The 14,340-nt window shown below is 63.0% G+C and carries 10 protein-coding genes; 4 read left to right on the top strand and 6 right to left on the bottom strand.

Annotated features, from left to right (window positions below; genetic code table 11):
- Genes cyoD through cyoA form a run of 4 tightly spaced genes read right to left on the bottom strand, consistent with a single transcriptional unit; the run spans position 1 to position 4,169 of the window.
- Complete coding sequence (cyoD, locus tag IEX41_RS11410) at positions 1 to 378, bottom strand: cytochrome o ubiquinol oxidase subunit IV (RefSeq protein ID WP_188790376.1); 378 nt, start codon at positions 376 to 378, stop codon at positions 1 to 3.
- Positions 378 to 1,037 carry a cytochrome o ubiquinol oxidase subunit III gene (gene cyoC, locus IEX41_RS11415; RefSeq protein WP_188790377.1) on the bottom strand — a complete coding sequence of 220 codons (660 nt, stop codon included), beginning with the start codon at positions 1,035 to 1,037 and terminating at the stop codon, positions 378 to 380. The genes cyoD and cyoC overlap by 1 nt, the downstream gene beginning before the upstream one ends.
- Positions 1,034 to 3,028 (bottom strand): cytochrome o ubiquinol oxidase subunit I, encoded by a 1,995-nt coding sequence (gene cyoB / locus IEX41_RS11420; RefSeq protein WP_188790378.1) that lies wholly within the window; start codon positions 3,026 to 3,028, stop codon positions 1,034 to 1,036. The genes cyoC and cyoB overlap by 4 nt, the downstream gene beginning before the upstream one ends.
- Positions 3,018 to 4,169, bottom strand: coding sequence for a ubiquinol oxidase subunit II (gene cyoA, locus IEX41_RS11425; protein ID WP_229673166.1), 1,152 nt, complete (start codon positions 4,167 to 4,169; stop codon positions 3,018 to 3,020). Before cyoA ends, cyoB begins: the two co-directional genes overlap by 11 nt.
- 488 nt (positions 4,170 to 4,657) lie before the next feature.
- Here cyoA and htpX point away from each other — a divergent pair, with 488 nt between their 5' ends.
- The 4 genes from htpX to IEX41_RS11445 all read left to right on the top strand — a co-directional run bounded on the left by htpX (position 4,658) and on the right by IEX41_RS11445 (position 9,768).
- Positions 4,658 to 5,635: a zinc metalloprotease HtpX gene (gene htpX / locus IEX41_RS11430; protein WP_188790379.1), complete on the top strand. Its 978-nt coding sequence runs from the start codon at positions 4,658 to 4,660 to the stop codon at positions 5,633 to 5,635.
- Between the two features lie 235 nt (positions 5,636 to 5,870).
- Complete coding sequence (locus IEX41_RS11435) at positions 5,871 to 6,434, top strand: heme oxygenase-like domain-containing protein (protein WP_188790380.1); 564 nt, start codon at positions 5,871 to 5,873, stop codon at positions 6,432 to 6,434.
- A 32-nt stretch (positions 6,435 to 6,466) separates the two neighbouring features.
- A complete protein-coding gene (locus IEX41_RS11440; RefSeq protein ID WP_188790381.1) occupies positions 6,467 to 9,049 on the top strand; it encodes an HWE histidine kinase domain-containing protein in 2,583 nt (860 codons plus the stop codon).
- A gap of 143 nt (positions 9,050 to 9,192) precedes the next feature.
- Positions 9,193 to 9,768 carry a PAS domain-containing protein gene (locus IEX41_RS11445; RefSeq protein ID WP_188790382.1) on the top strand — a complete coding sequence of 192 codons (576 nt, stop codon included), beginning with the start codon at positions 9,193 to 9,195 and terminating at the stop codon, positions 9,766 to 9,768.
- Between the two features lie 136 nt (positions 9,769 to 9,904).
- Here IEX41_RS11445 and IEX41_RS11450 read toward each other — a convergent pair whose 3' ends face one another.
- Together IEX41_RS11450 and parE are read right to left on the bottom strand one after the other, a co-directional pair.
- Positions 9,905 to 11,971, bottom strand: coding sequence for a TonB-dependent receptor domain-containing protein (locus IEX41_RS11450; RefSeq protein ID WP_188790383.1), 2,067 nt, complete (start codon positions 11,969 to 11,971; stop codon positions 9,905 to 9,907).
- A 364-nt stretch (positions 11,972 to 12,335) separates the two neighbouring features.
- Entirely contained in the window at positions 12,336 to 14,294 is a 1,959-nt protein-coding gene (gene parE / locus IEX41_RS11455; RefSeq protein WP_188790384.1) for a DNA topoisomerase IV subunit B, read from the bottom strand.
- Positions 14,295 to 14,340 lie beyond the last annotated feature (46 nt).

Genomic DNA, 14,340 nt, shown 5'->3' on the forward strand with positions numbered 1-14,340 from the left:
TCAGCCTTCCTGCGACTGGAGCGAGCGCATCTGTTCGATCTGCTGCTCCATCTCGTGGGCGGGCATCATGTTCTCGTTCATGTTGTGCATGACCCACATCGAGCCTGCGAGAACGATCCCGAGGATGACCACCGAGAAGATCGTCGCGGTCAGGGTCCAGCCTTCTTCTACATTCTTGTTCACGTGAAGGAAGAACACGAGGTGAACGATGATCTGCACCGCGCCGAGGCCCATGATCCAGCCAATCTTGGCATTGGCGGTCATGTCGACCTCGCCCATGACGAGGTAGAAGGGGATGATGGTCAGGATTGCGGCAAGCGCGAAACCGATCATCAGGCTGGCCATGGTGCCGTGGGAGTGTTCGGTATGTTCAGCCATCAGACGAGCCTCACGAGATAGACGAAGGAGAACACCCCGATCCAGACGAGGTCGAGGAAGTGCCAGAACATCGACAGGGTGCCGAGGCGCTGGTTGTTGGCCGGGGTCAGCCCGTGCGTCTTGATCTGCACCATCAGCGTGAAGAGCCAGATCAGGCCGCCAGTGACGTGCAGACCGTGGGTGCCCACCAGCGCGAAGAACGCCGACAGGAAGGCCGACCGATCAGGCCCCGCCCCGATGTGGATCAGGTGGTTGAACTCGTAGATCTCCATCGCGATGAACCCGAGGCCGAAGGCCGCGGTGACCGACAGCCACATCAGGGCGCCGTTCACGTTCCGCTTGTCGGCCTGCAGCATGGCAAGGCCGAAGGTGATCGACGAGAACAGCAGCAGCCCGGTTTCCCACGCCACGAAGCTGGGCTCGAAGAGATCTGCGGGGGAGGGCCCCCCCGCATAGCTGTAGCCGAGCACCGCGTAGGTGGCGAAGAGCGTCCCGAAGATGATGCAGTCGCTCATCAGGTAGATCCAGAACCCGATGGGAGTCGGGCTGTGGTGTTGGTGTTCGGTCTCATGCGCGTGGGCTTCACGCGCATGATGCATCGGTCGGTCTGCACCGGGCTCGATCATGGATTGCTCCTGGGCTGTCGTTGCAGTGCTCATGCCAGAGTTCCTTTCGCCTCGGACTGACGCACTTCATCGGCAGGGATGTAGTAGTCGCGGTTGTAGTTGAAGGTATGCGCGATCCCCACACCAATCATCGCGACCAGCATCACGATGGCAAGCCACCAGATGTACCACACCATGGCAAAGCCGAAGATGAAGGCGAGAGCGGACAGAACCACGCCCGTTGCCGTGCTCTTGGGCATGTGGATCGACGTGTACTCGGTTGAGAACGCGTACTTCTCCTTCTTCATCTGCCAGAAGGCTTCGCGACCCACGACATGGATCTCCTGTGGGAAGTTGTACGGTGCGGGCGGGGACTGTGTCGCCCACTCGAGGGTCCGTGCATCCCACGGGTCTCCGCCACAGGCGAGCTCCTTGCGGTTCAGGATCGAAACGAAGAAGCAGATGAAAGTACAGGCGATGCCGTAGAGGATGATCAGCGCGCCGATGGCGGCGACGATGAAGTAGGGCTGCCAGCCCGCATCCGGATACATGTTCATGCGGCGGGTGACGCCCATCAGGCCCAGTGCGTACAGCGGCATGAAGGCGACGTAGAAGCCGATGAACCAGCCCCAGAACGCCTGGCGACCCCATTTCTCGTCCAGCTTGAAGCCGAACGCCTTGGGCCACCAGTAGACCACGCCCGCGATGATCGCGAAGACCACGCCGCCGATGATGACGTTATGGAAGTGCGCAATCAGGAACAGGGTGTTGTGCAGCTGGAAGTCGACGGGCGGGATGGCCAACATCACGCCGGTCATGCCGCCGATGGTGAAGGTCACGAGGAAGCCGATCACCCAGAGCATCGGCAGCTCGAGCCGCACGCGCCCCTTGTACATGGTGAAGAGCCAGTTGAAGATCTTCACGCCCGTGGGCACCGCGATGATCATCGTGGTTATGCCGAAGAACGTGTTGACGCTCGCCCCGGACCCCATGGTGAAGAAGTGGTGCAGCCACACGACGAAGCTCAGGACCATGATGCAGGCGGTGGCCCAGACCATGGTGCGGTAGCCGAAGATCGGCTTGCCCGAGAAGGTCGACACGATTTCCGAGATGATGCCGAAGCAGGGGATGATCAGGATGTACACTTCCGGGTGGCCCCAGATCCAGATCAGGTTCACGTACATCATGGCGTTGCCGCCGAAGTCGTTCGTGAAGAACCGGAAGTCCATGTACCGGTCGAGGGTCAGCATGGCGAGCGTGGCGGTCAGCACCGGGAAGGCGGCGACGATCAGCACGTTGGTGACCAGAGCGGTCCAGGTGAAGATCGGCATGTCGAACAGCTTCATGCCCGGCGCGCGCATCTTGAAGATGGTTGCGATCAGGTTGATGCCCGACAGGGTCGTACCGACACCGGCGATCTGCAGCGCCCAGAGATAGTAGTCCATGCCCGGTCCGGTGGAATAGCTCGATCCCGACAGCGGCGGGAAGGCCAGCCAGCCGACGCGTGCGAATTCACCGACGAAGAGCGACACGTTGATCAGCAGCGCGCCCGACACCGTCATCCAGAACGAGAAGTTGTTCAGGAACGGGAAGGCCACGTCGCGGGCACCGATCTGCAGCGGCATGACATAGTTCATCACGCCGGTGACAAAGGGCATGGCCACGAAGAAGATCATGATGACGCCATGCGCCGTGAACACCTGGTCGTAGTGGTGCGGGGGCAGCCAGCCTTCGGAGCCGCCAGCGGCCACGGCCTGCTGGGCGCGCATCATCAGTGCGTCGGCAAAGCCGCGCACCATCATGATGAACCCAAGCACCATGTACATGATGCCGATCTTCTTGTGGTCGATGCTGACCACCCACTTGCTCCAGAGCGGGCCCCAGAGCTTGAAGTAGGTCATCAGCGCGAGGAACAGCAGACCGCCAAGGGCGACGCCCGCGAAGGTGCCGATGAGGATGGGTTCATGGATCGGAATCCAGTCGAGCGTGAAGCGCCCGAAGATCGGCGAAAAGGTATCGGCCGGCTGGCCGTGTTCAGATGCCATTTGTCTTTGCCTCCGTCTGCGCCCCGGTGGGGCTGCAAAGTGCGTCGGGGTCCATTGCGAGCACGTAGGACAGGCTGTTCTGCGCATCCCCGTTCATCGCTTCTTCGTCAGATCCGTGCCCGGCGCCGTGGTCACCGCCGTGGCCGCCGTTGCTCTCCAGCGGCGGCAGCTCGATGAGGTTGCCAAAGCCGTCGATGGTGCGGGCGCGGTCGTAGCTGTAGGCCGCGGCATTGCCGACACCCTCGAGGCCGCCACCGCCCTGTTCGTCCACCATCATCATGTGGCCCATGCAGACCTTGCCCTCTTCCACGCAGAGCTCGACGATGCGGCCGAAGAGGCCGTCTTCGACCGAACCGTACTGACGGGGGGCCACGTTCATGGTGGGCTGCTCAAGCTCGAGGTAGCTGGCGCGGGTCAGCGGCTCGGCTTCGTCGCGGATGCCCTCGACCCAGGCGTCGAACTCTGCGTCGCTCACGGCCTCGGTGTCGAACACCATGCCGGCGAACCCGGGGCCAGAGTAATGCGCGGAGCGGCCCGGATAGGTGCCTTCCTCGTCGGCGATGAGGTGCAGCTTCGTCTCCATTCCGGCCATGGAATAGACCATGCCGCCAAGAGCGGGGATCGAGAGCGTGTTCATCACGGTGGACGAGGTCAGGCTGAAGTTGATCGGACGACCCGCGGGAACCACCAGTTCATTGACCGAGGCGATGCCCTGGTCGGGGTAGATGAACAGCCATTTCCAGTCGAGCGACACCGCCTGAACCTCGACCGGCGCGCCGGCATCGAGGTGATCGAGCGGGCGGTACGGGTCGAGCCGGTGGGTATAGACGTAGGTGTACCACCCAAGCGCCACGACGATGAGGATAGGAACGCCCCAGACGACAGCTTCGAGCTTGTTGGAGTGTTCGAACTCGGGGTCGTAATCGCTCTGGTCCTCGCGGTCGGCGCGGTACTTCAGGGGGAAGTATACCGACATGAAGAGCACCGGCAGAATGACGATGAGCATGAGCAGCACGGAGATGATGAGCAGGTTGCGTTCCTGCTCTGCCACCCAGCCGCTCGGCGAAAGGATTTCGTACTGGCAGCCGGACAGGGCGAGGGCGCCCGCCGCGGCCAGCAGCATTTTTGCGTATGGTCTCACTATATGCCTCTTGGTCGTCCGACAGGCAGCGGGCGCGTCATGCACGCGCAGTCCGGATCTGTAAGTTGCGGGCTCGGGTTAGTGACTTCGTCCCTTCAGCGCCCTGCGGCGCATTGCCGCGCAATGGGCGTAACGCCGCCGTTTCACGCCGTTTTGAAGGGTTCTCACGGTGCCGTGGGCCATTGTTGCGCAAAACAGGGGCGCAAATCTCATCTTTTGCTGCAGTGCAGAAAATGCAGGTGCGACAGCCTGTCGCGGAGCGCCGGTTGAGCGCGCGGCGTGAGTCGCCGGTGACGGTTGCGCATGGGTGACCTGCGATTGTGATCACGTCACCTAAGGCGACTCGCTCTGCCCCTCGGGGTATGACTATGGCCGGGCAGGGAGGAATGCGGCAGGCTTTCGCCCGGTTGTCCCGCCAAGCGATTGTACCGTGGGGCGGCGCGCCTATATCAGGCAGGACAGCAGTCAGGACAACGAGGTCGCACCCGATGGGCTATTTCAAGACGGCAATGCTGATGGCAGCCATGACGGCGCTATTCATGGGCATCGGCTACCTGCTGGGCGGATCCGGCGGTGCGGTGATCGCGCTGGTGGTCGCTGCCGGGATGAACGTCTTCACCTGGTGGAATTCGAACCGCATGGTGCTCAAGATGCACAATGCCCGACCGCTGTCGGCCAACGATCCGTCGGGCGTGCCGCAGTTGACCGCTGAGCTGGCGCGCAATGCCGGTCTGCCGATGCCGGCGGTCTACATGATCGACACCGACCAGCCCAACGCCTTCGCCACCGGGCGCAATCCGTCCAACGCCGCCGTAGCGGTAACCGCGGGCCTGATGCGCCGCCTGTCACGCGAAGAGCTGGCGGGCGTCATCGCCCACGAGCTGGCTCATATCAAGAACCACGACACCGCGATCATGACCGTCACGGCCACTTTTGCGGGTGCTATTTCGATGCTCGCCAACTTCGCGCTGTTCTTCGGCGGCAGCCGCGAACGGCTGGGCCTCGTGGGCACGCTTGCCATGATGTTCCTCGCGCCCATGGCGGCGGGCCTCGTGCAGATGGCGATCTCGCGCACCCGCGAATACGCCGCCGACAAGGCGGGGGCCGAGATCTGCCGCAACCCACTCTGGCTCGCCTCGGCGCTGCAGAGCATCCAGAAGGGCGCGTCCGTCATCGACAACCACGCCGCCGAGCGTCACCCGGGCACGGCGCACATGTTCATCATCAATCCGCTGCATGCCCACAAGCGCGACAGCCTCTTCGCCACTCACCCGGCGACCGAGAACCGCGTCGCCGCCCTCCGGGAGCTGGCTGGCGAGATGGGGCCGGGCGCACCGATGAGTGGCTCCGCGCAGCCGCAGGCCTCCGCACCGTGGGGGGGCGCGTCCGGATTTACCCCGCAGACGCGTTCTGAAAGCGCTCCGCGCCGGGATCCAGACGAGGGGCCAAAGGGCCCTTGGGGCTGAGATCGATGCGGCTGTCACTGCGGCACGCCAGTGGCGTTGGAGCTGTCCTGATCAATTCTGCGGCGTTGAGTGGCAGGCGAACATTTCACCGGAATTTGGGTCTCAGCAGGGCTGATAGCTGCCGATAATGCAGGGGGCAAAAAAAATCATACCCTCGGGAACCAAGCGTTGAAGCCGGCGTTAGGAAGATTCAGGGAAGACGACCCGAGTGCGGGTCAGGACAAAGCGGACAGAGTTGAACAGCCACATTTCCGACATCACGGGGCGTCCTGCGGCGTTCCGTTACGCACTTCGTCATGCGACACACGGCGAACATGACGCCGCCGAGCAAAGCTTTGCGGCATTTCTGGCGTCTCCAGAACGCCACTTGCGCTCATTCCTCGCCACACAGCGCTCAGCCCTCGCGGCGCTTCGGGATGCCTGTAGCGCGCCGGACGCGTTGAAAAGCAGCGGGCTGCTGAACCGGCTGCTTGATGATCTTGACGGTGACCTTGCGGACCTTGGCCATGCTCACACGGCTGTCCACGCGGGGGGCGCGCTTGATCCCGTGGCGGTGGACTACCTCGTCATCGGGTCGCGCCTCGGGGCCGAAACCATGCGGCGCACACTTTTCAAAAACGTTTCGGTATGCGATATTCCGACGTTTTTCGCCGAAGGCCATGCTCCTGAACTGTGGCGCGGCCTATGCCTCGAGCTAAACAAGATCGAGCATCCCAGCCGCCGGTCCGAGAGGATCGTCCAAGACACCGCCGACGGTTACGCGCTTTTCGCACGTGCCGCCGAACTGCAGACCGACTAGCGGCAGCTTTGTCGCTCCGAAGGGCCCAGCCTATGAACGTTCCGACCCAGAGCAGCGATGCGCAGGTAAGCGTGGATCTGACCAATTGCGACCGTGAGCCAATCCACAAGCTTGGGCGAGTGCAATCCTATGGCGCTCTTCTGGCTGTTTCGAGCGACTGGATCGTCCAGCATGCGAGTGAGAACCTGGAGGGGATCCTGGGCGTTCACTGGGACGACGCGCTTGGTCGCCCGCTGAGCGAGTTGATCGTCTCGGACGGCTTCGACCGCATACGCCGCAATCTGCGCATCATCGAGAACCCCGAGGGCGTGCTGCGCTTGTTCGGCGTGGCGCTTCAGGCCAACGGGCGGGCGTTCGATGTGTCCGTGCATGGCTCGGGCCAGCATATGATCCTCGAGTTTGAGCCCAAGTTCGACAAGACCTGCCGCGATGTGCTGGCCGAAGTCTATCCCCAGATCGCCCTGCTGCGCCGCGACCGTGACCTACCGGAGATGGCGCAGGGTGCGGCCCGCGGGTTGCAGCAGCTGTCGGGCTTTGACAGCGTCATGGTCTACCAGTTCCAGTCCGATGGTGCCGGCAAGGTCGTCGCCGAGGAACGGGCGGACGGCCGCAGCCAGTATCACGGGCTCATGTTTCCCGCGTCTGACATCCCGGCTCAGGCGCGGGCGCTCTACAAGCGGTCGCTGTTGCGGCTGATATCGGACGTGAATGACCCCGGCAGCCCGATCCTGCCGGAAACCGGTCTCGACGGTCAGCTGATCGACCTGTCGCTGGCGGTCACCCGCGCGGTGTCGCCCATTCATATCGAGTACTTGCGCAACATGGGCGTCCAAGCGTCGATGTCCGTGTCGATCATCAAGGATGGTGAACTCTGGGGGTTGTTCGCCTGCCACCATCACAGCCCGCGCTACATCGACTACGAACAGCGCACCGCCATCGAGATGTTCGCGCACATGTTCAGCTACGAGCTGTCGCGGTTCGAGGACGGCTTGCGCAAGCGGGCCGAGGCGGATGCTTCGCGGCTTCAGACCATGCTTATGGGCCATATGGCCGACGGTCGCCCGATGTCCGAAAGCCTGCTTGCTGTATCCAAGGAGATTAAGTCGGTGATCTCTCATGACGGCCTCGTGCTGTTCGAGAATGACGCATTCCACGCCACCGGCCACGGCTTCAGCGAAGAAGAATTCCGCCTGCTCGGCAGGTTCCTCGACCGCTCCATCGGCAGTTCTGTGTTTCACACCGATGAGCTTGGCAAACTGCATCCCCCGGCGCGCGATTATGAAAACCGCGTGGCCGGGATGCTGGCAATTCCGATCTCGAAACGCCCACGCGATTACCTCGTGCTGACCCGTGGTCCGCAGAAGGATACCGTGTCCTGGGCCGGTGATCCCGCCAAGCCCGCGACCATGGGACCCAACGGCGTGCGCCTGACCCCGCGTAAGAGCTTTGATGTCTGGCGCCAGACCGTCACCGGCAAGTCTTTGCCTTGGAAGCCGGTGGAAAGCCACGCCGCCGAGCGGCTGCGTACGATCCTGCTCGAGGTGTTTCTGAAGGTGACCGATGCGGCAAACCTTGAACGCAAGCACAATCAGGAACAGCAGCAGCTTCTGATCTCGGAGCTGAACCATCGGGTGCGCAACATCCTCAACCTGATGCGCGGCCTGCTGTCCCAATCGCGAAACACGTCCTCGACGCTGGAAGAATTCACCGACAACCTCGACGGGCGCATTCAGGCCCTGGCCCGGGCGCATGACCAGCTGACCTCGGAGCAATGGGAGCCGTCGTCGCTCAAGGCCCTGATCGAATGCGAGTTCGACGCTTATGTGGGCACTGAAAGCCGCGTCGTGATCAGAGGCCCGGAGGTGATGGTCGATGCCAAGGCCTTTACCACCCTTGCGCTGGTGCTGCACGAAATGGCGACCAACTCGATCAAGTACGGCGCACTGAGCTCGCCGAGCGGCGTCGTTCATGTCAACCTTGCGCAGGATCGCAACGGCGGCATCCTGATGGACTGGATCGAACGTGGCGGCCCGCCGGTCGTTCCGCCAAAACGGCGGGGCTTCGGGTCCATGATCATCGAAAGTTCGATCCCGCACGAACTAAGGGGCAATGCAGAGATTTCGTACCGGGTCACCGGGGTCGAGGCGCATTTCCGCCTGCCAGCGCAAGTCATTCATTCGATCGTCGAAAACGCACCCGCCACACAGACCGCAGCGCCCGCCCCGGTGCAGACCGCGAAGCCCGAGCGGCTGGAAGGCCGGGGGCTGGTGCTGGAAGATGCGCTCATCATTGCCATGGACGCCGCAGGTATCCTCGAGGATCTCGGTGCGTCGCATGTCGAGATCGTGTCCAGCGTCGCCGGCGCACTGAAGTGGGTCGAAAACAATGACGTGGATTTCGCGGTCCTGGACGTCAACCTCGGCAGTGAACAGTCGCTACCGGTGGCAGAGCTGCTTCATCGCAAGGGTGTGCCTTTTGTTCTGGCCACCGGCTACGGCAATGGAGATGAGTTGACCAGCGTCTACCCGCCCTGCGAGATCGTGCAGAAGCCGTTCTCGGGGTCGTCTCTCAAGATGGCGATGTTCGAGGCCATCTTGCAGGCCGGGCAACGCTGACGCCCGGCATAAGATACATTTGAGAAAGTTATTAAAACGTTTTTCCAATCGTGCTATGAGTGCCCGTCGCCAGGTACGGAGCGGATTCGATGGAAATGATCGTAGGTAGTGTTCAGCTATCTCAAGAGGCCTCTGAAGCTATCATGCGCTACATCTCGGCGCGATCCGAGGTCTGCGCGCTCGTCCTGGAACAAAGCGGCACGGTTTGCGCGGTGAACCGGGGCGGGCTCGATCGACTTGGGATGAGCAAGGGCGAGCTGTGCGGGCGCACCTGGCCGGTGCTGCTCGACCCGATGGGAAGCGCTGCGGCCGAAGACGCCATCTCGCATGCCTTCGATGGTCGTCCGGGCAGTTTCGTGGGGCGGGTGTTCGGCGACCGTTCACCCGACTTCTGGAGCGTGGACGTGGTGCCATTGCAACGGTCCACCGGTGCGGTGGTTTTGGCCCTCGCCCTGTGCCAGCCGGTCCGGCAGCGCGATGATCTGCGTGAAGAGCTGCGCGAGGCGCTGCACACGCTGTCCAACCTCACAGGGGTCACCGCCGCCAGCGCGCGTCTGCTGGAACGGATCGACGGGGCGCAGCGGCAAAGGCAAATTGCGGAAGGCCTTGAAGACGCTTCGCGCAAGGCCCGCAAGGTCCTTGGGCAGCTGAAACCGCGGGCCGCGCAGCTTCTCGACGATGAGGAATACAGGCAGGATAACACTCTCCGCGCCGGTTGATCCGTGCCGCGTATCGGCGCATGGAGCCGCGCGCCTGACCTGGGGCGGCTCGTCGGAACGCGCGTGTCTGCGGCGTTCCACGGGAGGGCTTTGAAGCAACGCGGCCCCTTCGTTTCCGAAGGAGCCGCGCGCGGCATCAGAATTTCGCCGTGAGGCCAAGCCACAGGCGGCGCCCCTCGCCAACGCTGTTGTTGTTGGTCGAGGTCAGGCGTTCATCGGTGACGTTGTAGATCGCCGCATTCATGGTGACCGTTTCGTTGAACTCATACGATCCGCCAAGGTCCACGGTGGTGTAGGGGTCGTATTCGTAAGCGATGACATCGCCGTCTTCGTCCCGCTCGTAGACCGACCCATTCGAGCCGATGCGCGACCCCGCGTTGATCTCGCGGCCGTGGTAGTTGACCGTCCCCCACGCTGCGAGGCCGGAAACCGGCGTCTGCCAGTCGGCACGCAGGCTGGCGGTGTTCTCGGGGGTGCGCATGAGCGGCAGGCCTTCGTAATCGCCGGACTGCTGTTCGCTGTCGGTGTAAGTATAGGTCGCCCTAAATCGCAGATCCTCAGTGGCATTCCACGACCCGCTCAGCTCGAGTCCACGAATGCGCGCCTTGCCGACGTTGTCGTATTCCCACAGGGATTCGTAATCGATGCCGCCCACGGTGATCGGCACGCCGGTGCTGTAGCTTTCGATCTTGTCGCGGAAATCCGTCTGGAAGAGGGTAGCGCCCACGTCCCAGCTCGAGTCGGTGTAGATCGCTGAAAGCTCGTAGCTGGTCGAGGTTTCCGGCTGCAGGTCCGGATCGCCGATCATCACGCCACGGCCGGGGCCGCCACCGGTGGTGTAGTAGTAGCCGTCCACCGTCTGGCGCAGGCCGGGCGCCTTGAAGCCCTTGGAGACGCCGCCCTTGATGGTCAGCGCATCGGTGGCGTTCCAAACCGCGTAAAGGCGCGGGGTCCATTCACCGCCGTAGTTCTCGTGGTCGGTGTAGCGCAGGCCGCCGGTCAGCGCGAAGGTGGAAGTGATCCACCATTCATCCTCGACGAAGAGCGCCCATTGTTCGACCTCGTACTCCTCCACCGGGGCACCAAGCGCGCCGGGGTTGGTGTCGGTCAGGGTATTTTCCGTCCACTGGCCACCAAAGACCAGCGTATGGTCGCCGCCCAGCTGGAAGGGGGTGGTGAACTTGGCATCAAGCGTGGTGTTGCGGATCTCCGGCTCTCGGTCGGATTTCTCCATCCGCCCGGTGTCCGCATCGCGGCCCCAGGTTTCGCGGGTGCCCCATTCACGGCTCAGCGAAACGTCGGCATCGGTGTTGCCGAAGGTGCCGTTGTATTTCAGCGTGACGTGTTCACGGGTGTTGAGGGTGCGGCCGTCGTTGGCGCGGCGCGCGTCTGGATCGACGCTGTCGCCCACGTTGCGGGTGCGGTCGAGCGCGGTTCGCCCGGCCTCAAGGAACATGGAATGCCCCGGCGCGATGGCCCAGCTGAGACGCCCCGACAGGCTGCGGTCACGGGTGCCATCGTTCCCGTCGAAGATCTGGCTTTCCTCCTGACCGAAGCCGCGGCCCCAGAGTTGCAGCCCCAGCTTGTCCTGGATCATCGGCCCGGCGAGGTAGAAGCTTAGCGCCTGACTGCTGCCGTCATCACCATCCTCGGGCAGGGTGGTTTCCACGGTGACTTCACCGGACCACTCTTCCGGCACAGGGCGCGTGATGATGTTGACCACACCGCCCATGGCTTCGGAGCCGTAGAGCGACGACATCGGCCCGCGCACAACCTCGATCCGCTCGATGGCCGAGACGGGGGGAATGTAGCTTTGCTCATAGCCCGAGCTGCCGTTGGGGCGGCTTTCACGGGTGCCTTGGCGCACGCCGTCCACGAGGATCAGCGTGTAATCGCCCGGAAGACCGCGGATCGAGATATCCTTTTCCTTGGCGATACCGGTCGTGACCACACCCTGCACACCGGCAAGCGCTTCTTCGAGGCTGTTGACCTGACCGGCCTCAAGGTCTTCGCGGGTGATGACGCTGACGCTGCCAGGGGCATTCTCGACGAGCTGTTCGAAGCCGCCGGCGGTGATAGTGATGGTGCCGAGGTCGTACGCGTCGAGGTTGACGGCGTCTTGGGCATGGGCGGGCAGGCCAAGCGCGCCAAGAGCCGTCCCGGCAAGCAGCACGCGGCGCACGGAAGAGGAGGAAAGTGGCATGGGAACTCCAGTCGGGGGATCCGGTTGCAGGATGGGGATCGCTGCCTGGAGAGCCGAGGGAGGGCCGGGTCTGGGTGGCGTGAGGGAAGCGCGTACCATTTGGGCGCCGCTTGAGCGGGGTGTGCTATGCAGGGCGGCGGGATTCAACGGGCCCCTATCGGATAACGGGCGGGTGTTGCATAATTCCGACTGTTTTCGTTGGCTAAATTCACCAAAGGCCACGGGGGTGGGCAGGCACGCCCCCTGATCGCTTGGTATGGCGAAAGTTCGTTTTTCCGTAGCGAAGCACAGATTTAGGCCACAACGAAAAAGGCAGGTGGCGCCGTGCCACCTGCCTTTTGCAGATTCTGAGTGGTGGAAAGGATCAGATGTCGATTTCTTCCACGAAACGAGCGTTTTCCTGGATATACTGGAACCGCAGCTCGGGCTTCTTGCCCATCAGGCGTTCGACAAGATCGCCGGTCTCGCCGGGCTCGTCCTCGTCGATAGTCACCCTGATCAGCTTACGCGTGGCCGGGTCCATGGTGGTCTCTTTCAGGTCCTTCGCGTCCATCTCGCCCAGACCCTTGAAGCGCTGCACGTCGATCTTGCCCTTGCCCCCAAGGCCCTTGGCCATCATCGCCTCCTTTTCCACGTCGTCGGCGACGTAGATCCGGCGCGCGCCCTGCGTCAGGCGGTAAAGCGGCGGGCAAGCCATGTAGAGGTGGCCATTGTCGATGAGCGGGCGCATCTGGGTGTAGAAGAAGGTCATCAAAAGCGCCGCGATATGGGCGCCGTCCACGTCCGCGTCGGTCATGATGATGACCTTGTCGTAGCGCAGATCATCAAGGTTGAACTTGGTGCCAAGGCCCACACCAAGCGCCTCGCACAGATCGCGGATCTCGGCGTTGGACGACAGCTTGTTCGACGCGGCGCCAAGCACGTTGAGGATCTTGCCCTTGAGCGGCAGCAGCGCCTGCGTTTCGCGGAACCGCGCGCCCTTGGCCGAGCCGCCCGCCGAGTCGCCCTCGACGATGAACAGCTCCGTGTTCTCGCGGTTCTTGTTGGTGCAGTCGGTCAGCTTGCCGGGCAGGCGCAGCTTCTTGGTGGCGGACTTGCGGGCGGTTTCCTTTTCCTGCCGGCGGCGCAGACGCTCTTCGGCGCGCAGGATCAGGAAATCGAGGATCGCGCCGGCGGATTTCGTGTCGGACGCCAGCCAGTTGTCGAAGTGGTCGCGCACCGCGCCTTCGACAAGGCGCTGTGCCTCGACGGTGGCCAGCCGGTCCTTGGTCTGGCCGACGAATTCCGGCTCGCGGATGAAGCAGGACACAAGCGCGCAGCCCCCGGTCAGCAGGTCGTCCCGGGTGATCTGGCTGGCTTTTCGGTTGTTCACCAGCTCGCCATAGGCGCGCACGCCCTTGAGAATCGCCGCCCAGAAGCCCGCTTCGTGGGTGCCGCCCTCGGGGGTGGGAACGGTGTTACAGTAGGACTGGATGAAGCCGTCACGTGACGGGGTCCAGTTGATCGCCCATTCCACCTTGCCCGGCGCACCGAACTTTTCCTTGAAATCGACGGTGCCTGAGAACGGCTTTTCGGAATAGGTGCTCGACCCGGTGAGGGTTTCGCCAAGGTAATCCGCAAGGCCGCCGGGGAAGTGGAAGCTGGCCTCGGTCGGGGTCTCGCCATCGTCAATGGCGGACTTCCAGCGGATCTCGACCCCAGAGAACAGGTAGGCCTTGGAGCGCACCATCTTGAACAGGCGCGCCGGCTTAAACCGGTGCGCGCCGAAGATTTCTTCGTCGGCGTGGAAGGTCACGGTGGTGCCGCGCCGGTTGGGGGCCGCGCCGACCTTTTCCACCGGGCCAAGAGGGACGCCACGGGAAAAACGCTGTTCGAACAATTCCTTGTTCTTGGCCACCTGCACGACAAGGGAATCCGACAGCGCGTTCACCACCGACGCGCCGACCCCGTGAAGGCCGCCCGAGGTCTCGTAGGCATCGCCCGAGAACTTGCCGCCCGCGTGGAGCGTGCACAAGATCACCTCGAGCGCGGACTTGCCCGGAAACTTGGGGTGCGGGTCGATCGGAATGCCGCGGCCGTTGTCGCGGACGGACAGGGCGTAATCTGAATGCAGTTCGATCTCGATGCGGTTGGCGTGGCCGGCCACCGCCTCGTCCATGGAGTTGTCGACGATCTCGGCCACCATGTGGTGAAGGGCACGCTCATCGGTGCCGCCGATATACATGCCGGGCCGCTTGCGCACCGGTTCCAGCCCCTCGAGCACCTCGATGGAAGAGGCGTCGTAGGTGGTGGTTTCGGTTGCCGCGAGAAGATCGTCTGCCATTTTGCCCTGCTCGTCTTGGTGCGAAGATTGAAGGCGAGTATGGCAG

Source organism: Salipiger pallidus (assembly GCF_014643635.1).
Lineage (GTDB): Bacteria > Pseudomonadota > Alphaproteobacteria > Rhodobacterales > Rhodobacteraceae > Salipiger > Salipiger pallidus.